A 20,286-nucleotide genomic window follows, 5' to 3' on the forward strand; every position below is an offset into this window, starting at 1 on the left:
CCAAACTGCCGGGAGGTGCGCATGACAGCTAACGGGCAGGCGGTGTCAGTCACCCCAGCGGACACCCTCCGCGATCGACTCGACGACCCCCATGTCGCGGCCGCGCTCAACACCCTGCTCGACCATGCCGATGTGCTGGCCGTCCTGCTCAGCGGTCTCGACGGCTTCCTCAGTCGTGGCGACACCATCACCGACTCGGTGTCGGCCGCGGTCGCCGAGTTGCGAGGCGTCTCGTCGGCGGCGGTGGTACCCGGTGCCGATGCGCTCAAGAGTGTCGACCTGCAGAGCCTCGCCACCAGCCTGGCGTCGTTGTCCGGCTCGGTCGTGACCGCCGCACCCGCACTGAACACCGTGCTGTCCTCGGGGCTCACCGATCCGGAGACCGCGGCGGTGCTCGCCTCCATCGGCGACGCCCTCGGCGACGGCAAGGCAGGTGCGGCGAATCCGCCCAAGGGCGTCTACGGGCTGTGGAAGGCCACCAAAGACCCCGACTTCGCCCGCGGTCTCGGCTTCCTCATCGCCGTCGCCACATCTTTTGGCCGCCGGGTGAACCGGTAGTGCCCGCCCGTATCTCGCTCGTGCGCTTGACCGTCGGTCATCACTACCGGCCTGGCCCCGGGTCGCTCTCTGAGAGGAGTTCGAATGGCTTCTGTTCTGTGGTTCCAGGGAGGTGCGTGTAGTGGCAACACGATGTCTTTCCTCAATGCGGAGGAACCCAACGTCGTCGACCTGATCGTCGACTTCGGCCTGGATCTGATCTGGCATCCGTCGCTCGGTCTGGAACTCGGCAAGAACGCCCAGAAGGTGTTCTGGGACTGCGCCAAAGGTGAACGCCCCCTGGACATCTTCGTCTTCGAGGGCACGGTCATCGAAGCGCCCAACGGCACCGGGCGGATGGACATGTTCGCTGATCGGCCGATGAAGGACTGGGTCACCGACCTGGCCGGCGCCGCTCAGATCGTCGTGGCGATCGGAGACTGCGCCTGTTGGGGCGGCATCCCCGCGATGGAGCCCAATCCGTCGGCCTCGACCGGTCTGCAGTTCCACAAGCGGGACAAGGGCGGTTTCCTCGGGCCCGACTTCCGCTCCAAGATGGGACTTCCCGTCATCAACATTCCGGGTTGCCCCGCGCACCCAGACTGGATCACCCAGATCATCGTGGCGCTTGCCACCGGGCGTGCCGGTGACATCGCACTCGACGAACTGCACCGGCCCGAGACGTTCTTCAAGACGTTCACTCAAACCGGCTGCACCCGCGTGCAATTCTTCGAATACAAACAGTCGACGATGTCCTTCGGTGAAGGCACCCGGACAGGCTGCCTGTTCTACGAGTTCGGCTGCCGCGGACCGATGACGCACTCGCCGTGCAATCGCATCCTCTGGAACCGGCAGTCGTCCAAGACCCGTGCCGGAATGCCGTGCCTGGGCTGCACGGAGCCGGAGTTTCCGCATTTCGATCTGGCGCCCGGAACGCTGTTCAAGACCCAGAAGGTCGGCGGGGTGATCCCCAAGGAAGTGCCGGAGGGATCCGATCACCTGACATACATGGCGCACGCGGCGGCCGCCCGTATCGCCGCGCCGCAGTGGTCCAAAGAAGACATGTTCGTCGTCTAGGACCAGCCAAATCGCCAGCCCTGGTTCAGCTCTCACCTCTTGGAGGACAATCTCATGACCGCGCTCGACCTTTACGTCAGCCCACTGGGACGTGTCGAGGGTGACCTCGACGTCCGGGTCACCATTGACGACGGCGTCGTGACGTCGGCGTGGACGGAGGCCGCGATGTTCCGCGGCTTCGAGATCATCCTGCGGGGCAAGGACCCGCAGTCCGGTCTCGTCGTGTGTCCCCGCATCTGCGGGATCTGCGGCGGCAGCCATCTGTACAAGTCCGCCTACGCTCTGGACACCGCGTGGCGCACCCACATGCCGGCGAATGCGACGCTGATCCGCAACATCGCCCAGGCATGCGAAACGCTGCAGTCGATTCCCCGCTACTTCTATGCGCTGTTCGCCATCGACCTGACCAACAAGAACTACGCGAAGTCGAAGCTCTACGACGAGGCGGTTCGCCGGTTCGCACCGTACGTCGGTACCAGTTACCAACCGGGAGTGGTGCTTTCGAACAAGCCGGTCGAGGTCTATGCGATCTTCGGCGGGCAGTGGCCGCATTCGAGCTTCATGGTGCCCGGTGGCGTCATGTGTGCGCCCACCCTGTCGGACGTGACGCGCTCGATCGCGATCCTGGAGCACTGGAAGGACAACTGGCTCGAAGGCCAGTGGCTGGGCTGCAGCATCGACCGCTGGCTGGAGAACAAGACCTGGGACGACGTTCTGGCCTGGGTCGACGAGAACGAGTCCCAGTACAACAGTGACTGCGGCTTTTTCATCCGCTACGCCCTCGACATCGGCCTGGACAAGTACGGCCAGGGTGTCGGCAACTACATCGCCACCGGTACCTACTTCGACCCGACGCTGTACGAGAACCCCACCATCGACGGCCGCAACGCGGCGCTGATCGGCCGGGGCGGGATCTACGCCAAAGGCCAGTGGTACGAGTTCGATCAGGCCAACGTTCGCGAGGACGTCGCCCACTCGTTCTACGAAGGCAGCACCCCGCTGCACCCGTTCGACGGGGAGACCATCCCGGTCGACCCCGAAGAGGGCAGGAAGCAGGGCAAGTACAGCTGGGCCAAATCACCGCGCTATGCCGTCGGAGACCTGGGCACGATTCCGCTGGAGGCGGGTCCGCTGGCCCGGCGGATGGCCGCAGCCGGCCCGAACGCCGGAGCGCATCAGGACAACGATCCGCTCTTCGGTGACATCTACAGCAAGATCGGCCCCAGCGTGTTGGTGCGCCAGCTCGCCCGAATGCATGAGGCGCCCAAGTACTACAAGTGGGTGAAGTCCTGGCTCGACCAGCTGGACCTGAAGGAAAGCTTCTACACCAAGCCTGTCGAATATGCCGAGGGCAAGGGGTTCGGCTCCACCGAGGCGGCCCGCGGCTCGCTCAGCGACTGGATCGTGCTGGAAGACAACAAGATCAAGAACTACCAGGTCGTCACCCCGACAGCGTGGAACATCGGGCCACGGGACGGCAACGAGGTCCTGGGTCCGATCGAGAAGGCGCTGGTGGGCTCACCGATCGTCGATCCCGACGACCCGGTCGAGCTCGGACATGTGGCACGCAGCTTCGACTCCTGCCTGGTGTGCACCGTGCACGCCTACGACGGCAAGACAGGCAAGGAGCTCTCGAAGTTCGTCATAAACGGAATGGTGTGATCCCGGCGGTCGAGCCTGGGGCACACGACTCCCACAGCAACCCAGGCGGTTCCGATATCAGCAACCCCTCGCTCGATATCGGGCCGCCTGGGTGTGCGGTTTTGGTGGTGGGCTGCGGCAATCTGCTGCGCGGCGACGACGGTGTCGGACCGGTTCTGGTCCGGCACCTGTGGGAGCGTGGTGTGCCCGCGGGCGCTCGTCTGGTCGATGGCGGCACCGCGGGCATGGATGTCGCGTTCCAGATGCGGGGCGCCGAGCGGGTCGTCATCATCGACGCCTCGGCGACCGGCGCGACCCCGGGGACCATCTACCGCGTCCCCGGCGAGGAGCTGGCCGACCTGCCACCCCTGCAAGGCTTGCACACCCACTCGTTCCGGTGGGACCACGCCATCGCCTTCGCGCACTGGGCGTTGGCCGATGCCTGCCCCAGCGATATCACGGTGTTCTTGATCGAGGCGGGCGGCGTTGAGCTGGGCGCTGACCTCTCCGAGCCCGTGCTGGCCGCGATGGAGCAGGTGATCGACGTTCTCGAGCGAGATTTTCTGGGGCCGTTGCGACCTCCGGGGGGCGACGACATCTCGGTACAGTTCACCGACGACGGATATCTGCGCCTCGATGCGTCGTTGGCGGCCAGCCGATTCCCCTCGGATGCCGTCGCGGCGATGGTGCGCGGTGACGATTTGTGGTTGTTCCCGCTGCGCGGCCCTCGCAGCGGGGGGCTGCTGCTCAAACAGCGCAACCCCGCGGGCGACCGGTCGCTGCTGATCCGGGAAGTGCTGGCGGATCGCCTCGTCACCGGCGTTCATCGGGCATTCTGGGACGATGCCCAACAGGCGTTGCGGATTCCGCTGGAGTCGGCGCGGTGATCGTGATGTGTGACGAGCCCCGGCCCAAGACCACCGTCCGCAAGGACAGCTCGTCGGACGAGGCCGTGGATGTGCAGACCGTCGTCGTGGAGGAACGGGGCCGGTGGGCGGTCGACATCGTCGTGGTCTTCGCCGACGGGGTGGTGCGCAAGCGCATCGACACCCACCACACCAAGGCCCGCGCCGAACTGTCGGCCCGACTGATCAAACGCGCCGCCGAGCGCGATATCCGCGGTCCCATCCACGGATGACGGGAGACGAGCAGTGACCGCCCTTGCCAACACCGAACCGGTTGACACCGATATCCTTGCGGTGCGACCGCAACCGCTCGGCGCTTTCCCACTCCCGCTGGGATACATGCTGATTCCGGCATCCGCCGACACCGAGGACGCCCGCGCCGCGCTGCTCGCAGGCAACGTGCCGCAGTGGCCTGAGGCGCTGCGAGCACACGAGCTGGCATTGGCCGGTGACCGTGACGGCGCCCTCAAGCTGCTGACCGGCCATGATCCGGTCAGCCGTTACAACCGGTTCGTGATGGACCCGGATGGCGAGGATCCCGCGGAATTACGCTCGCTGCTGGGCGATTTCGGAGTTCTCGTCGATGTCGTGCTGTTCGCCGTCGGCCGCTCGGACGTCGCGCCAGAGCTGGGTTCGGCCGGCGCCGAGCTCGCGGCCCTGGTGTTGTCGACCCAGGCCAGCAGTGCGTTCAACGACGGCGACGCGGCCCGGGCCACCGCATTGCTCGACCAGGCGGCCGACGAGGCGGCCCCGGTGTCCAAGCCGTTGTACGGGGTGCTGCTCGGTGCGGCAGCGTCGATCGCCGCTCACGGCGGCCATCCTGATGCCGTCCGGCGTTTCGAGACTGCGCTCGAAGGTCTGGAGGGCGCTGACGGTCTGCGCATCGCTCGGGCCGAACTGCACCTGAACCTGGCGGGGCTGTTACACGAGCAGGCGCCGGAGCGGCCGGAGCTGCTGGCAGCTGTTGTGCCGCATTACCATTCGGCACTGCAGCTGGTGCTGCGTGAGGAGGCACCGCTGCTGTGGGCGTCGGCGCACGCCAACCTGGCGACCGCCTACCTCACCATGCCGATGACCGAGGCCTCCGGCCAGCTGCGATTGGGGATCGCGGCGCAGTCGCTGCGCTCGGCGCTCAAGGTGTACACCCGCGAGGACTACCCCGAACAGTGGGCCAGCGTGCAGCTGAACCTGGCGAATTCGTTGGTGTACACCCCGTCCAAGCACCAGGCCGACAACCTGGTCGAGGCCGTCGAACTGTACGAGGCGGTCCTCGACGCGCGCAGCCGCGACAGCGATCCGATGGGCCGGGCCAGGGTCCTGGCCAATCAGGGCAACGTGTTGGCGCATCTCGGTTCCTTCGACCAGGCCAAAGCCAAACTGTACGAAGCCCGGTTCCTGTTCGAGGAACTCGGCGACGGCGACTCGGTGCGAGCGGTGCGCGGCGTACTCGACGAGATCGCCCGGCAGGTCACACTGGGCAGGACGGCCGGTAGCGATGTCGACGACCACTGAACGGCCGGTCGCCGAGCCGACGTTCGAACAGCTCGCCAAGCGGGTCGATGACGCGGTCGCCGCGCTGGGCGCTCTGGATCCCTCGGCACGCGCGGTTGCCGAGGAGCTCAAGGCGGCGATCGAGCAGATCCACCGTGCCGGGCTGGTGACCATGGTGCGCCGGATGCGGTCCGACGACCTCGCGCGGGATGTGTTGTTCGAGTTGGTGGACGATCCGACCGTGCATCTGTTGCTGTCGTTGCACGGGATCGTGCGCCCCGATCCGGTCACCCACGCCAACCAGGTACTGGCCTCGGTGCGTCCGCAACTGCACAGCCATGGCGGGGATGTGGCTTTGGTGCGGGTGGACGACGGCACGGCGTACGTCCGCCTGGAGGGAGCGTGCAACGGCTGTTCCATGTCAGCGGTGACGTTGCGCAACCTGGTGGAAGAGGCTCTGGTGCAGGGTGTTCCGGCGATCTCGGCGGTGGAGGTCATGCCGAACGAGCCGACACCGACACTGATTCCGGTCGAGGCGCTCCGGATCGGGCGTGACCCGGCCGGTGACGGCTGGGTCGAGGTGGGCCCGGCCGCAGATCTGGCCGTCGACGATCTGTCACCGCTGAGCGTGACCACGCCCGACGGTGAGCGCGCCGACGTGATCGTGGTCAATGCGGGCCGGCGACTGTCGGCCTATCGCAACGAATGTGCGCACGAAGCACTTCCGCTGGACAACGCGATACTCGACCTGGGCACCAACACACTGACCTGTCCATGGCACGGCTTCTGCTATGACGCGACGTCGGGGGAGTGTCTCAGCGCTCCCGGCGCGCAGCTGGAACAGCTCCCGTTGCGTGTCGACGACGGTGTCGTCTGGGTTCGCGTCGGCGGATGAGCCGCTACACCGTCCGGCACAACGTGAGCGGACTGGGCACCCGCGTCGACGTGATACCCGACGTCGATCGCACGGATGGCTGGTCACCCATGCTGTGGCTGGGCGCACCGGCACCGGGCGGGCTGGCACTTCCGCCGGCGAAACCGTCCCTGTCCTGGATGTATTCGCCACGCGGCGTGTTCCTCGGCGACCGGCACCTGGTGGTTGCCGACTCGGGAAACCATCGCGTGCTGATCTGGCACGGAATACCCGAAGGCGACGAGCAGCCCGCCGATGTCGTGCTCGGACAACCGGACGGTGAGTCGGAGGGCCGCGCGGCCGGCGGCCGCGGTCCGGAACGTGGAATGAACTTGCCGACCGGGGTTCTGGTGCACGACGGCCGGCTCGTCGTCGCCGATGCCTGGCATCACCGGATCCTGGTATGGAACACCGTGCCGCAGACACCTGACGTGGCGCCCGACCTCGTGCTGGGCCAGCCCGACGCCTCCTCGGTGGCGGAGAACCGCGGCGGTGAATGCTCGGCGTCGACCCTGTACTGGCCATTCGGCATCGGCATGGTCGGCTCCGCGTTCTGGGTCGCCGACACCGGCAATCGCCGGGTCCTCGGCTGGCGCAACGGGATACCCGAACCTGATCAGCCCGCCGATGTCGTGCTAGGTCAGCCTGACGCGGCCACCCGGGAGGAGAACCGTGGCGGTGCGGTCGGCCCGGCCACGTTCCGCTGGCCCCACGACATCACCGGTCGCGAGGACCTGCTGGTGGTCGCCGACGCCGGTGATCACCGACTGCTGGGATGGTCGCCCCCGCCGGAGGCCGACCGGGACGCCGATTCCGTACTCGGCCAGCCGGATTTCGCCAGCGCGCTTGAATGGCCCTATGGACCGCACACCTCGGATCGGTTGCGCTTCCCCTATGCGGCGTGCCTAGACGACGAGCGGCTGGCCGTGGCTGATACCGCCAACAACCGGATTCTGTTGTGGGACGGCATGCCTGACCACGGACGCGGAGCCGATCACGTGCTGGCTCAACCGGACTTCGGCTCCAACGGCGAGAATCGGTGGACCTCGGTGCAACGCGACACGCTCTGCTGGCCGTACGGCTTGTCGCTGAACGGGGACATGCTGGCAGTCGCCGACTCCGGGAACAACCGGGTGATGATCTGGCGGCGGCCTTGAGACCGCGAATCATTCAGGGAGACGACCAGATCGGGTTCTACTGGTCGACACCGACCGGCAGTCCGACCTCGCTGCAGGCCCTGGTCACTGCCGACGACGAACCCGACCGATTGATGGCCACCCATCTCGAAGCGCTCGACGATGCGCTGATCATCGCCGCGGCCCGATTCGGCGAGATATTGGGCGGTGGGCGGCCACCCGCCGATACCGACGAACGTGACGGCCTCGTCGAGTTGTACCGAACTCTCGACCGGTTGTGCCTTGAGTTCGCGAGGGCGCAGGAGCTGACCGGCTTCGGCGTGGACCTGCGGGCCGGAAAGATCGTCGGCACGGCCGCTTTGTTCTCGATCCGGGCACGCCTTCCGCTGGACCTGCTCGGGCCCGCACCTTTCGACGGTGAACTCGACGATCCGTCCGTCGGGGTTATCGGTGGCTTCGGCGAATTTCACCAGGTCGATCCGGATACGCCGTGGAAGGGCGGCCGCTGGGTGGTGCGTACCGAAGCGGGCCAACGGTTTCCGCTCACGCTGGCGATGCTGTTCTTCGACAGCTCCGGGGTCAACAAGGAGGCTGCGCGCAAGGAGCACCGCGACGCGTTACTGGCGGTGGTCACGGCGGCACGTTCACCGGATGCGGATCCCTTGACGGTGAGCTGTGCGGTGGACTGGCTGCTCTACGATTGGCTGATGGCGCACCGCGACGGCCCGGACAGCGCTGAGATCGTCTTCCCCAAGGGATACGAGGACGACGCCGCTTTGGTGGTTTCGGCTGCGGCGGTGTCGGTTTCCGCCCGGGCGACCTTCGATCCCGGCCTGTTGGGGCCGATCGCGTGATCGCGTGTCCGGTGGACCCCGCAGAGTTCTTCAGCGCGGAAGCCATCCAGGATCCCTATCCGCTGTACGAGAGGTTGCGCTCCGCGGGACCGGTCCATCAGGTCGGTGACTCGGGCTTTTATCTTGCCTGCTCCTGGCCCGCGATCACCGAGGTGGCTGCGCGCCCGCAGGATTTCTCGTCGAACCTCACCGCGACGATGACCTACACCGCCGACGGCGGGGTGGTGCCGTTTCCCATGGACGGTGTCGGGGGAGCCACGCACATCCTGGTCACCGCGGACGACCCGGTACATGCCGCCCACCGCAAGCTGGTGCTGTCCCAGTTCACCGCCAAAGGTGTTGCCGCCCTGGGACCGTTGATCCATGACGTCTTTGAACAACAGTGGGCGGCAGGCGTTGTCGACGGTCGCATCGAGTGGATGGACACGGTGGCCAACCGATTGCCCATGATGATCGTGGCTCGCCTCATCGGGGTGCCCGATGTCGATACCGATCGCCTGGCGCACTGGGGATGCGCGACGACTCAGCTGCTCGACGGGCTGATGTCGGCGGAGGAGCTCGCCGCGTCGATGACCGCGATCACCGAACTGTCCGGCTATATCGTCGAGCACCTCGCGCGGGCCATCGAGGATCCGCACGACGACCTGATCGGTGAGTTGGCCAGGGCCTGTCGCGGCGGCCAACTGAGTGAGTTCACCGCCCAGCTCATCCTGGTGTCATTGTTCAGTGCCGGTGGCGAATCCACCGCGTCGTTGCTCGGGACAGCGGTGTCGACGATGGCCGGCAGTCCGCAGCTCCAAGAGCAGCTCCGCAACAGCCCCGAACTGTTGGGTGCCTTCATCGAAGAGACATTGCGGCTGGAGCCGCCGTTTCGCGCCCACTACCGCCACGTGTTGCGGGACACCGATCTCTGCGGCGTTCGACTGCCTGCCGACTCCCGGGTCTTGTTGCTGTGGGGTGCGGCCAACCGCGATCCGCAGCATTTCGAGGCACCTGACGAATTCCGGCTCGACCGACCGAACAGCAAGGGGCATCTGTCGTTTGGCCGAGGCGTCCACTTCTGTCTCGGGGCACCGCTGGCGCGGCTGGAAGCCACCACCGTCCTGCGCCTGATGCTCGAGCGCACGACGTGGATCGAGACCGTCGACGTCGGCCCGTGGTTGCCCAGTGTGCTGGCACGTCGGCATTCGTCTCTGGAACTCGCCGTGCGCTGAGGGCACAGGCGCCTGCCGGTTCAGAGCGCGGTGGCCGCCCCGGACGCGAAGCGCCGAATCCACTCGAACCAGGCCGCCATGCCCTCGCCGGTGCGTGCACTCACCGGCAGGATCGTCGCCGTCGGGTTGACCTCGCGGACCCGCGAGACGTAGGTGTCGACATCGGCATCCAGGTGGGGCACCAGGTCTATCTTGTTCAGCAGCACGATGTCGACGGAGCGGAACATCACCGGGTATTTCAGCGGTTTGTCCTCGCCCTCGGTCACCGAGTACACCATCGCCTTGGCGTGCTCGCCGACGTCGAACTCCGCGGGGCACACCAGATTGCCGACGTTCTCGATGATGACCAGATCCAGCAGCGGCAGCTCCAGGCCCTGTAGCGCGCGGTTGACCATCGGGGCATCTAGGTGGCACTCGCCGCCGAAACCGTTGTTGGTGTTGAGCAGGGAGATCTGCGCGCCGCGGCCGCCGAGCTTGGCGGCGTCGAGGTCGGTCGCGATATCGCCCTCGATCACGCCGACAGCGAGATCATCCGCAAGCTCGTCGAGAGTGGCCGCCAGCACCGTCGTCTTCCCCGAACCCGGCGAGCTCATCAAGTTGAGTGCCCGGATTCCGTTGATCTCGAAGGTGGTCCGGTTGATGGCGGCCCGGGTGTCGTTCTCGGCGAAGATGTCTTCGAGCACCTCGATCCGCTGTGAGCCGGTGACGTAACCGCTGTGGTCACCGTGGTCGTGGGAATGAGGCTCGTGGTCGCCGTGCTCGTGGCTGTGCACGGTGCCGTCGTCGTGACGATGAAACCTACCCATGCTGACCACCTTTCGCTCCGCAGATCACGTCACATCCAGTGAGGTGACCAGGAACTCGTTGCCCCGAACGATCTCGGTGTCTGTGCTCTCACACTGCGGGCAGGACACCGTCCAGCGGGAGTCGATCTCCGAATGCTGCCCACAGCTGCGGCAGGCCACCTCCGCGGCGACGAACTCGAGCTCCAACTCCGCCTCGGGCATGCTTTCGTGATCGCGGACCAGCGTCCAGCAGAACGCCAATGAGTCGGGGACCACCTGCCGCAGCGCGCCGATCTGCACCCGCACCACATCGACACGGCGGCCGGCCGCGTACGGCCGCACCACCCCGGCAATCGCATGGCACAGCGACAATTCGTGCACGTCGATCTTTCCGTTTTCCGAGTCGGGCAGGCCTGCACCCTACAGCGCCCTGCTGCCGCAGCCGAGGGCCTTTTGGACGGAAAAACGCAGACTTTCGCTGCGAGATTGTGATTGTGGACCCAGCATCGCGGGATTAGCGTGGTGGTGATCTACCCGCGCGCACAGCCCATCGACGCGAGTGGCCTTCATCTGCTCAGGAGGTTCATGAGCATCGACTTCCGCCGGCGTCGTCCGGGGCCCGGGATGACGGCGATCCGATGACCGTGCGGGTGCGTCTGGACATCGCCGGGGTGGTGCAGGGCGTCGGCTTCCGCCCGGCGGTGGCACGGATCGCGGCCGAATACCGGCTGGGCGGCTTCGTATACAACGATGCGGGGTCGGTGCACTGCGAGCTGGAAGGCCCGGCAGTCGACGTCGAGGCGGCGGTCCAGGCGATCCGGCACCGAAGCCCGCCGATGGCGCGCATCGACGAACTGTCCCGTCGGCACCTGGAACCGCACGGCGACAACGGTTTTGAGATCATCGGCAGCCGAAGCGGCGACGCGTCTCGCACCCTCGTTCCACCCGACGTCGCGGTGTGCGCGGACTGTCTGCGCGAGATGCGTGACACGGCCGACCGTCGCTACCGGCACCCGTTCATCACCTGTACCAACTGCGGTCCGCGCTACACGGTGATCACCGATCTGCCGTATGACCGGCCCGCGACCACGATGGCCGGTTTCCCGATGTGCCCGGCGTGCGACGCCGAGTACCACGACCCGGTGGACCGCCGCTATCACGCCCAGACCATCGCCTGCCCGAAGTGCGGGCCGCGGCTGAGGTGGCAGCCCGCCGGCGGCTCGTCGACATCCGACGACCCGATCGGCGCGGCGGTGGCCGCGCTGCAAGCCGGGCTGATCGTCGCGGTCAAGGGAATCGGCGGCTTCCATCTGGCCTGCCGCGCCGACGATGCCGCCGTTGTCGCCGAACTGCGGCGCCGTAAGAACCGGCCGGCCAAACCGTTCGCGGTGATGGTCGCCGATCTGGCCGGCGCCGGCGCGATCGCACTGCTCGACGACGCGACGGCCACCGCCTTGGCTGCGCCGTCGGCGCCCATCGTGTTGGTTGCCGGCCGGCCGGGGACGGTGGCCGACGACGTCGCACCGGGCCTGGCCGACGTGGGCGTGATGCTCGCCTACTCTCCGGTGCACCACCAGTTGTTCGATCGGATCGGTCGGGTCCCGCTGGTGATGACGTCGGCGAACCAGGGCGGGTCGCCCATCGTGTTCCGCGATGACGATCTCGGCTGGATCGACGGGCTCGCCGATGCCGTGCTCACCCATGACCGGCCCATCCATGTGCCGTGCGAGGACTCGGTGGTGATGATCGACGACCGCGGCGCGCAGGTGCCGTTGCGACGTTCGCGGGGATACGCCCCGCTGCCGGTGTCGGTGCCCGGACCGCTGCCGGACCGGGTCATCCTGGCCACCGGCGGTGACCTGAAAACCACCTTCTGTCTGGTGGGCGCGGACGGCCATGCCCACATGTCGTCCCATCTCGGCGACATGGCCGACCCGCGGACCCAGGTCTGCTTCGAAGCGGCACTGGAACACCTGGCGTTCATGACCGATCGCACGCCGGACGTGATCGCCTGCGATCTACACCCCGGGTACGCCACCACCGCGTGGGCGCGGCGCTACGCCGAGGGCCGGCCCGTCGTCGCCGTGCAGCACCATCACGCCCACGCCGTCTCGCTGCTCGCCGAACACCGACGGCTGGGTACGCCGGTCATCGCGGTCGCTTACGACGGCACGGGGTACGGCACCGACGGCACCATCTGGGGCGGCGAACTGCTGGCGATCACCGATGCCGCGCGCTTCACCCGGGTAGGGCATGTACGCGAATTCGCGTTGCCCGGCGGTGACGGCGCCGTGCGCAATCCCGCCCGGATCGCCTTGGACCTGCTGCACCGGGCCGGCATCGAGTGGGCCGTCGACCTGCCGCCGGTGGCCGCGCTCGACGAGACCTCACTGCACATCCTGCGCCAGCAGGTCCCGCGCGGCCTCGGCTGTGTCCCCACGACCAGCATGGGGCGGCTCTTCGACGCGGTGGCCAGCCTGCTCGGCGTCTGCCAGGAGGTCAGCTACGAAGGCCAGGCGGCCGTGGAGCTGGAGCATCTGGCTCGACGAGGAGACCCGAGCCCGTTGGACTTCCGTGTCGCCGACGGCGTGCTGGACCCCGCACCGGTGATCGCGGGGATCGTCGAGGGGCTGCGCCGCGGTACACCGGCGGCCGATCTGGCTGCCGGCTTCCACGACGCGGTGATCCGCGCGACAGCTACGGCAGCCACCGAATGCGCTCGGGCGGCCGGGATCTCGGTGATCGGACTGACGGGCGGCGTGTTTGCCAATCGCCTCGTGCTGCAGGGCCTGCGGCAGGTGCTCGCCGGGGACGGCTTCGAGGTGCTCAGTCACCGGGTGGTGCCCTGTAACGACGGTGGGCTGGCGCTGGGCCAGGCCACCATCGCCGCCGCCACGCTCGCCGACGGGCGCGCCTCGGCTGTATCGGAAAGGAACGGCATATGTGCCTCGGAATCCCCGGCAAGGTGATCGAAATCTGGGAGGAGGCCGGCACCAAGATGTCTACTGTCGACTTCGGCGGCACCACCAAGACCGTGTGCCTGGCATATCTGCCCGACATGGAGATCGGCGAATACACCATCGTCCATGCGGGATTCGCGATCACCCGGCTCGACGAGGCCTCGGCCAACGAAACGCTGCGGATGTTCCGGGAACTCGGGGTGCTCGACGAGGAACTCGGCGGCACCGAGGGGCAGGGCAGGAGGGAGCCGGCATGAAGTATCTCGATGAGTTCCGCGATCCGGCGGCCGCGAGGACCCTGGTCGATGCGATCCGGCGCCGGGCCAGCCGTTCCTGGACGATCATGGAAGTGTGTGGCGGGCAGACACATTCGATCATCCGCAACGGCATCGATCAACTACTCGACGGCGCGGTCGAGTTCATCCATGGTCCGGGCTGCCCGGTGTGCGTCACCCCGCTGGAGATGATCGATCGGGCATTGGAGGTCGCTGCCCGTGACGACGTCATCTTCTGTTCGTTCGGCGACATGCTCAGGGTGCCCGGTAGCCGCCACGACCTGTTCAGCGTGCGCGCCCGCGGTGGTGATGTCCGCATCGTCTACTCACCCCTGGACGCAACCCGGATCGCCGCCGACAACCCTGACAAGCAGGTGGTGTTCTTCGGCGTCGGGTTCGAGACCACCGCCCCCGCCAATGCCATGGCGGTGCTTCATGCCCACCGGCTTGGGCTGACCAATTTCTCGGTGCTCATCTCTCATGTTCTGGTACCCCCCGCGATGACGGCCATCCTGCGCTCACCCACCAGGCGGGTGCAGGGCTTCTTGGCCGCCGGCCACGTGTGCAGCGTGATGGGCACCGCGGAGTACGGGCCGCTCGTCGAGGAGTTCGGAGTGCCCATCGTGGTAACGGGATTCGAGCCGCTGGACCTGCTCGAAGGTGTGCGGCAGGTGGTCGATCAGCTCGAATCGGGCACGGCCGAATTGCGCAACGCCTATCCGCGGGCGGTCAGCGACGCGGGCAACACGGTGGCGCAACAGACGCTTGCCGATGTGTTCACGGTGGTCGATCGTCAGTGGCGCGGGATCGGAATGATTCCGAAGTCGGGGTGGGCGCTCTCGCCGCGCTACGCCGAGTTCGATGCCGAATTGAAGTTCGGCGTCGGTCACCTGCAGGTGCAGGAGTCGGCCGAATGCCACAGCGGCGAGGTGTTGCAGGGCCTGCTCAAGCCCAATCAGTGCCCGGCATTCGGCACGACGTGCACGCCCCGTACCCCGCTGGGCGCCACCATGGTGTCCAGCGAGGGAGCCTGTGCTGCGTACTACCAGTTCCGGCGGCTGGAGAGCGCCGCGAATGTCTGACTCGGCGGGCAGGAGCGAAGCGACCCGGGGGGTGGTTCCGGCGGGCAGGAGCGAAGCGACCCGGGGCGTGGTTCCGGTGGGCAGGAGCGAAGCGACCCGGGGGGTGGTTCCGGCGGGCAGGAGCGAAGCGACCCGGGGGGTGGTTCCGGTGGCGATCGATCCGTCGGATTGGTTGTGTCCGTTGCCATTACGGGAGACCAAGCGGATAGTGCTCGGCCATGGCGGCGGCGGCATTCTGTCCGAGGAGCTGATCGAGAATCTGTTCCTGCCGGCCTTCGGCTCGGCGGGTGGCCCGTCCCGCGACTCCGCGGTGCTGGCCGTTGCCGGTGGGCGCATTGCCCTGACCACAGATTCCTATGTGGTCAACCCGCTGTTCTTTCCGGGCGGCAACATCGGGGACTTGGCTGTCAATGGAACGATCAACGATCTCGCGTGCAGCGGTGCTCAGCCGCTGGGGTTGACCGCCGGGTTCATCATCGAGGAGGGTTTGGAGCTCGAGGTGCTCGGGTCCGTCGCCCAGACGATGGGCAAGGCGGCCGCCGGCGCGGGGGTGGGCATCGTCACCGGCGATACCAAGGTCGTCGGAAGAGGCAGTGCGGATGGCCTTTTCATCAATACCGCCGGTGTCGGCGTGATACCAGACGGCGTCCGCATTGGGCCTGAGCAAGCCCGTCCCGGTGACCACGTGATCGTGTCCGGCAATCTTGGCGAGCATGGCGTGGCGATCATGAGTGTGCGCGAAGGTATCGACTTCGGGACGACGGTGGTCACCGACAGCGCGCCGTTGCACCGGTTGGTGGCGGCGATGCTGGCGACGGTGCCCGACCCGAACGTCGTACACGCCCTGCGTGATCCGACCCGCGGGGGGCTGGTCGCCTCGACCGTGGAGATCGCCCGCGCCGCCGGTGTCGGTGTCGAACTCGACGAGCAGCGCATCCCGGTGCCGGACTCGGTTGCCTCGGCATGCAGTTTCCTGGGGCTCGATCCGCTACAGGTTGCCAACGAGGGTAAGTTGGTGGCCTTCGTCGACCCCGCGCACAGCGATGCCGTGTTGGCGGCCATGCGATCCCGGCCCGAGGGAGCGGGGGCGGTCGTTATCGGCCGCGCTGTCGAGGATCACCCGGGCATGGTCGTGGGTCGCACCCCCTTCGGCACCACCCGGGTGATCGAACGTGAACTGGGCGAACAACTTCCAAGAATCTGCTGAGTGGGATCCTCGACTGCGCACGGGTATGCCTTACGGCGTGTCAGCCCACAGCGGCGGGCACCGGCGCGCCTAGCAGCACCGGGGCTGCCCAATCTGCGGATGGATCCGGACGGGGACGATCCGCATATTCGCGGACAGACTTCCGGTCGCCGACGTCGTTACCGGTGTTCTTCGATCGCCGTTAGGCGACGAGAACCGATGCGGCCCCGGTCATGTGCTCGTGGACCGCATCGGCTGCACGCTGTCCGTCGCCCGATTCGATGGCGTCGACAATGTCATTGTGACGCTTGGCATTCATGTTCTTGATGGCGCGATCGACGCCGGCGAACATGATCGACATCCGGATGCTGCCCTCCAGAGACGACCATTGATGCAGCAGCGTCTCGTTGCCGGTCAGCTGACACATCGTCCGGTGGAAGCGCAGATCGGCTTCGATCCGGTCTTCCAGATTGGCGGCGGCCCACTTGTCCATCTCGCTGACCGCATGTCGCAGGGCTGCCACTGCTGTGTCGCGATCGGGTAGCGCGGCCAACTCGCGGGCGGCCAGTGCTTCCAGCGCCGCCCGGACTCCGAAGATGTCGCGAATCTCCTTTGCGTCGAGGTGGCGCACCGACAACCGGCCGCGCGCGCCGGAGGAGATCAGGCCTTCCTGCTGAAGCTGCCGCATGGCCTCCCGCAGCGTTCCGCGGCTGATCTGCAGTGCCTCAGACAGTTCCGTCTCGACCAGGTGGGTACCCGGTGTCAGCTGGCCGGTGGTGATGGCGCGGCGCAATGCAGTCAGCGCCTGTTCGCGCAAGCTGGTCTTCTCCAGGCGCAGCAGTGACGTCGGTTCGACGGACATCAGGCGCCTCCCAGCTGTCAACATATATCTGTCAACAGTGAATGCTACAGCCGGTCGAGCACGGTGGCGACGATCTTGTCCGTCGACAGGCCGTACCGATCGTGCAGGGTGGGGAGCGCGCCGGCCGCCAAGAACTCGTCCGGCAGTCCAATCGGAGTGATCTGCTTGCTCAACCCGCGCCGCACCGCCGCCGAGGCCACCGTTTCGAACAGGCCGCCGACGACGGTGTGGTTCTCGCAGGTGAGGACCAGCCGGTCGGTATCAACCTGGGCCAGAACCGTTTCGGCGTCGAAAGGTTTGATGGTCGGGGTGTGCACGACCGCGACGTCGACCTTGTGTGCGCCGAGCCGGTCGGCGGCCTGCAACGCCCGCATGGTCATCAGGCCACTGGCGATGAGGACCACGTCGGCGCCGTCCCGGAGCACCTTGGCCTTGCCGAGTTCGAATCGGTAGTCGTATTCGTCGAGCACCGTGGGCACGTTGCCGCGCAGCAACCGTAGATAGGTAGGGCCGGGATGCTCGGCGAGCTGGGGGACTGCCTGTTCGATGTCGACGGAGTCACACGGGTCGACGATCGTCAGATTCGGCATGCCCCGGAAGATGGCGATGTCCTCTGTGGCCTGGTGTGACGGGCCGTATCCGGTGGTGAGTCCTGGCAAACCGCCGATGACGTTGACGTTGAGATTGGGCTCGGCGATGTCGAGGCAGATGAAGTCGTAGGCCCGGCGCGCGGCGAACACCGAGTAGGTCGAGGCGAAGGGAATCAGTCCCGTCTCGGCCATCCCCGCCGCCGCGCCGAACAGCAGCTGTTCGGCCATTCCCATCTGGAAGAAGCGGTCGGGAAACTCGTTGGCGAAGATGTGCATGTCGGTGTACTTGCCGAGATCGGCAGTCAGGCCGACGATCCGGTCATTCGCCTGCGCCGCCTTGACCAGCGCGTGGCCGAACGGTGCCGGCGCCGTCTTCTGGCCGGGATCGGCGAACGACGCGATCATCGCCGAGGTCTTCAACTTCTGCGGTGCCGCGGTGGTCATGCCGGAACTCCTTCGTAACCTGCGGTCAGCTGATCGCGGCAGATCTGCCATTCGTCAGCGTCGATCCGCATGAAGTGCGCCTTCTCCCGAGTCTCGAGGAGCGCAACGCCCCGTCCGATTCTGGTGTCGCACAGAATGACTGATGGTGTGTCGGCGCTGACCTGATCGAACGCCGTCAACAGCGCTGCGACGTCGTTGCCGTCGACGCGCTGAACGTGCCAGCCGCAGGCGGCCCATTTGTCGGCAACCGGTTCGGTGCGTAGAACGCCGGCGGTGGGACCGTCGGCCTGCAAGGCGTTGATGTCCACCGTGGCAATTAGATTCGACAACCCGTGATGAGAAGCGCCCATCGCCGCCTCCCACGTCGAACCCTCGTCGAGCTCGCCGTCGGACAGCAAGTTGATCACCCTGGCGGTGTTGCCCTGATGGCGCAGGCCCAGTGCCATTCCCACGGCAACGGTCAATCCGTGTCCGAGCGACCCTCCCGAGATCTCCATTCCCGGTGTGTAGCTGGCCATTCCGGACATCGGAAGACGGGAGTCGTCCGAGCCGTAGGTGGCCAGTTCGCCGACGTCCAGGATGCCCGCCTCGGCCAGTGCGGCGTAGAGGCCGATGGCGTAGTGGCCGGTGGACAACAAGAACCGGTCCCGGCCATCCCAGTGCGGATCTTGCGGCCGGTAATTCAGTTGGTCGGCGTACACGGCGGCCAGCATGTCGGCGGCACCGAGTGCCTGCCCGACGTAACCCTGGCCTTGTGCCTCACCCATGTTGAGGGCGTGATGACGTATTCGGTAGGCGGCCTCGCTGACGCGCGCGACCCGGGTAGCGGTGGTCATCACGCGGCCAGGGAGTGCCGAGCCGACGCATCGGCGGTGGCCGCCTCAGCTGCACTGCGCTCGGCCGCCCCCCAGGTTTCGCGGGTGGCGATGGCAGCCACCAAGCCGATCGCGGCGTAGGCGGAGAACAGTAGAGCGGGACCGATCCAGCCGAAGCCTTCATAGAGCAGCGTCGTGATGAAAGGGGTGAACCCGGAGACCATGGCCGAAATCTGGTAGGCGAGTGAGGCTCCGGAGGCGCGTGTGTTCGCGGTGAACAGCTCGGGGAACCAGGCACCCTGAGCGCCGGCCAACGCGTTCTGACACACGCCGTATGCGATGACGAAGGTGGCGATGATGACCAGAAGGAAGCCGGTGTTGACCAGCAGGAACATTAGGACGCCGAACGGGATGCCGAACGCGCAGACCCAGATGTAGACGGGGCGTCGTCCGACTTTGTCGGTGAGCCGGGCCCATGCCATGGTGGCGAAGATGCCGACGAAGGAAGCGATGCACAGAGCCACAAGGGTTTCGGTCTTGTCGGCCAGTTGGGCGTTCTTCAGGTAGCTGATCATGTAGGTGATCGACACTGCGTATCCGGCGGTCTCGGCGATGCGAAGCCCGATGCCGCGCAGAATGTTTCGCCAATCGGTCTTGATGACCTGGGTGATCGGGGACTTGACGATCTTGCCCTCGTCCTTGACATCGGTGAAGACCGGGGACTCGGGCACCCGGGCGCGGATGATGAGCCCCACTATGACGAGCACGATGCTGGCCAGGAAGGGGACCCGCCAGGCCCAGTCGCCGCCGATGTGAACGCTGACCAGGAAGACGAGGTTGGCCAGCAGTAGTCCCACCGGGAAGCCGGCCTGCACGATGCCGGTGTAGCGACCCTTCTGCTTCCACGGTGCGTGCTCGTAGCTCATCAAGATGGCGCCGCCCCATTCGGCGCCGAATGCCAGACCCTGGATGATGCGCACCGCCACCAGCAGAGCCGGGGCGAGCACGCCGACGGCCGCGTAGGTCGGCAGCAGGCCGATCGCGAAGGTGGCCAGCCCCATGACGATGAGAGAGGCGACCAGCACCGGCTTGCGCCCGAGCCGGTCGCCGAGGTGGCCGCCGATGATCCCGCCGAGTGGGCGGGCGGCGAAGCCGACTCCGAGGGTGGCGAACGCTGCCAGCGTGCCGGCCACCGGGCTGGAGTTGGGAAAGAACGCGTGGCCGAAGTACAGCGCGGCGGCCGTCCCGAACCCGATGAAGTCATAGGTCTCGATGACGGCTCCCACTCCGGAGCCGATCGCAACCCGCTTGGCGTCCGGTGTGCCGTTCACCGGGCCCCGCATTGTCAGAGCGTCGTCGCTCATGCTGGTCATCCTTTCAAACTCTCGTTCCAGCTGGTCTTGAACAGCCCTCCAGATCACTGCTGACTGTCAACAGTGCGTCAGATCACCAGTGTGACCACGCCCACACCGCGCTGTCAACAGTCAACAGCTGTTAGATGTTGGTGGTTGACTGTTAA

General features: G+C 66.6%; 20 protein-coding genes. 14 read left to right on the forward strand and 6 right to left on the reverse strand.

The window, feature by feature from the left end:
• Positions 1-21 precede the first annotated feature (21 nt).
• The 10 genes from G6N32_RS08735 (at position 22) to G6N32_RS08780 (ending at position 9,768) form a co-directional block, all read left to right on the forward strand.
• Positions 22-558 (forward strand): helical membrane plugin domain-containing protein, encoded by a 537-nt coding sequence (locus tag G6N32_RS08735; protein ID WP_115319259.1) that lies wholly within the window; start codon positions 22-24, stop codon positions 556-558.
• 84 nt (positions 559-642) lie between these two features.
• A complete protein-coding gene (locus G6N32_RS08740; protein ID WP_036339240.1) occupies positions 643-1,614 on the forward strand; it encodes an NADH-quinone oxidoreductase subunit B family protein in 972 nt (323 codons plus the stop codon).
• Positions 1,615-1,668: 54 nt separating this feature from the next.
• Positions 1,669-3,276, forward strand: coding sequence for a nickel-dependent hydrogenase large subunit (locus G6N32_RS08745; RefSeq protein WP_115321021.1), 1,608 nt, complete (start codon positions 1,669-1,671; stop codon positions 3,274-3,276).
• Positions 3,277-3,380: 104 nt separating this feature from the next.
• Positions 3,381-4,142, forward strand: coding sequence for a hydrogenase maturation protease (locus G6N32_RS08750; protein WP_115321022.1), 762 nt, complete (start codon positions 3,381-3,383; stop codon positions 4,140-4,142).
• Between the two features lie 5 nt (positions 4,143-4,147).
• Entirely contained in the window at positions 4,148-4,393 is a 246-nt protein-coding gene (locus G6N32_RS08755) for a hypothetical protein (protein ID WP_115321023.1), read from the forward strand.
• Between the two features lie 106 nt (positions 4,394-4,499).
• On the forward strand, positions 4,500-5,672 hold the full coding sequence (locus G6N32_RS08760) for a tetratricopeptide repeat protein (protein WP_276047963.1): 1,173 nt from the start codon (positions 4,500-4,502) through the stop codon (positions 5,670-5,672).
• Positions 5,656-6,546 carry a NifU family protein gene (locus G6N32_RS08765; protein WP_115319261.1) on the forward strand — a complete coding sequence of 297 codons (891 nt, stop codon included), beginning with the start codon at positions 5,656-5,658 and terminating at the stop codon, positions 6,544-6,546. The genes G6N32_RS08760 and G6N32_RS08765 overlap by 17 nt, the downstream gene beginning before the upstream one ends.
• Positions 6,543-7,721: an NHL repeat-containing protein gene (locus G6N32_RS08770; RefSeq protein WP_115319262.1), complete on the forward strand. Its 1,179-nt coding sequence runs from the start codon at positions 6,543-6,545 to the stop codon at positions 7,719-7,721. The genes G6N32_RS08765 and G6N32_RS08770 overlap by 4 nt, the downstream gene beginning before the upstream one ends.
• Entirely contained in the window at positions 7,718-8,554 is an 837-nt protein-coding gene (locus tag G6N32_RS08775; protein ID WP_115319263.1) for a hypothetical protein, read from the forward strand. The genes G6N32_RS08770 and G6N32_RS08775 overlap by 4 nt, the downstream gene beginning before the upstream one ends.
• A gap of 11 nt (positions 8,555-8,565) precedes the next feature.
• Positions 8,566-9,768, forward strand: a complete 1,203-nt coding sequence (locus tag G6N32_RS08780; protein ID WP_232077577.1) for a cytochrome P450 — start codon at positions 8,566-8,568, stop codon at positions 9,766-9,768.
• A gap of 20 nt (positions 9,769-9,788) precedes the next feature.
• Here the strand turns inward: G6N32_RS08780 and hypB are convergent, their stop codons facing one another.
• Both hypB and G6N32_RS08790 read right to left on the reverse strand, forming a co-directional pair.
• Positions 9,789-10,574, reverse strand: a complete 786-nt coding sequence (hypB, locus tag G6N32_RS08785) for a hydrogenase nickel incorporation protein HypB (RefSeq protein WP_115319264.1) — start codon at positions 10,572-10,574, stop codon at positions 9,789-9,791.
• A gap of 24 nt (positions 10,575-10,598) precedes the next feature.
• Positions 10,599-10,934, reverse strand: a complete 336-nt coding sequence (locus G6N32_RS08790; RefSeq protein WP_115319265.1) for a hydrogenase maturation nickel metallochaperone HypA — start codon at positions 10,932-10,934, stop codon at positions 10,599-10,601.
• Positions 10,935-11,191: 257 nt separating this feature from the next.
• Between G6N32_RS08790 and hypF the strand changes: the two genes are divergently transcribed.
• From hypF to hypE, 4 genes are all read left to right on the forward strand, one after another.
• The gene (gene hypF / locus G6N32_RS08795) at positions 11,192-13,522 is read left to right on the forward strand and encodes a carbamoyltransferase HypF (RefSeq protein WP_115319266.1); all 2,331 of its coding nucleotides are present in this window, start codon (positions 11,192-11,194) and stop codon (positions 13,520-13,522) included.
• Positions 13,495-13,770: a HypC/HybG/HupF family hydrogenase formation chaperone gene (locus G6N32_RS08800; protein ID WP_115319267.1), complete on the forward strand. Its 276-nt coding sequence runs from the start codon at positions 13,495-13,497 to the stop codon at positions 13,768-13,770. The genes hypF and G6N32_RS08800 overlap by 28 nt, the downstream gene beginning before the upstream one ends.
• A complete protein-coding gene (gene hypD / locus G6N32_RS08805; protein ID WP_115319268.1) occupies positions 13,767-14,870 on the forward strand; it encodes a hydrogenase formation protein HypD in 1,104 nt (367 codons plus the stop codon). The genes G6N32_RS08800 and hypD overlap by 4 nt, the downstream gene beginning before the upstream one ends.
• Before the next feature lie 139 nt (positions 14,871-15,009).
• A complete protein-coding gene (gene hypE / locus G6N32_RS08810) occupies positions 15,010-16,077 on the forward strand; it encodes a hydrogenase expression/formation protein HypE (protein WP_115319269.1) in 1,068 nt (355 codons plus the stop codon).
• Positions 16,078-16,258: 181 nt separating this feature from the next.
• Here hypE and G6N32_RS08815 read toward each other — a convergent pair whose 3' ends face one another.
• From G6N32_RS08815 to G6N32_RS08830, 4 genes are read right to left on the reverse strand one after another with little or no spacing between them, the layout of a single operon-like run.
• Entirely contained in the window at positions 16,259-16,918 is a 660-nt protein-coding gene (locus G6N32_RS08815) for a GntR family transcriptional regulator (protein ID WP_115319270.1), read from the reverse strand.
• A gap of 44 nt (positions 16,919-16,962) precedes the next feature.
• The gene (locus G6N32_RS08820) at positions 16,963-17,952 is read right to left on the reverse strand and encodes a transketolase family protein (RefSeq protein ID WP_115319271.1); all 990 of its coding nucleotides are present in this window, start codon (positions 17,950-17,952) and stop codon (positions 16,963-16,965) included.
• Positions 17,949-18,788, reverse strand: a complete 840-nt coding sequence (locus tag G6N32_RS08825) for a transketolase (RefSeq protein WP_115319272.1) — start codon at positions 18,786-18,788, stop codon at positions 17,949-17,951. Before G6N32_RS08825 ends, G6N32_RS08820 begins: the two co-directional genes overlap by 4 nt.
• Positions 18,788-20,131 (reverse strand): MFS transporter, encoded by a 1,344-nt coding sequence (locus G6N32_RS08830; RefSeq protein WP_115321025.1) that lies wholly within the window; start codon positions 20,129-20,131, stop codon positions 18,788-18,790. The genes G6N32_RS08825 and G6N32_RS08830 overlap by 1 nt, the downstream gene beginning before the upstream one ends.
• Between the last annotated feature and the right edge of the window lie 155 nt (positions 20,132-20,286).

This window comes from Mycolicibacterium aichiense (genome assembly GCF_010726245.1).
In the GTDB taxonomy this organism is placed as follows: domain Bacteria; phylum Actinomycetota; class Actinomycetes; order Mycobacteriales; family Mycobacteriaceae; genus Mycobacterium; species Mycobacterium aichiense.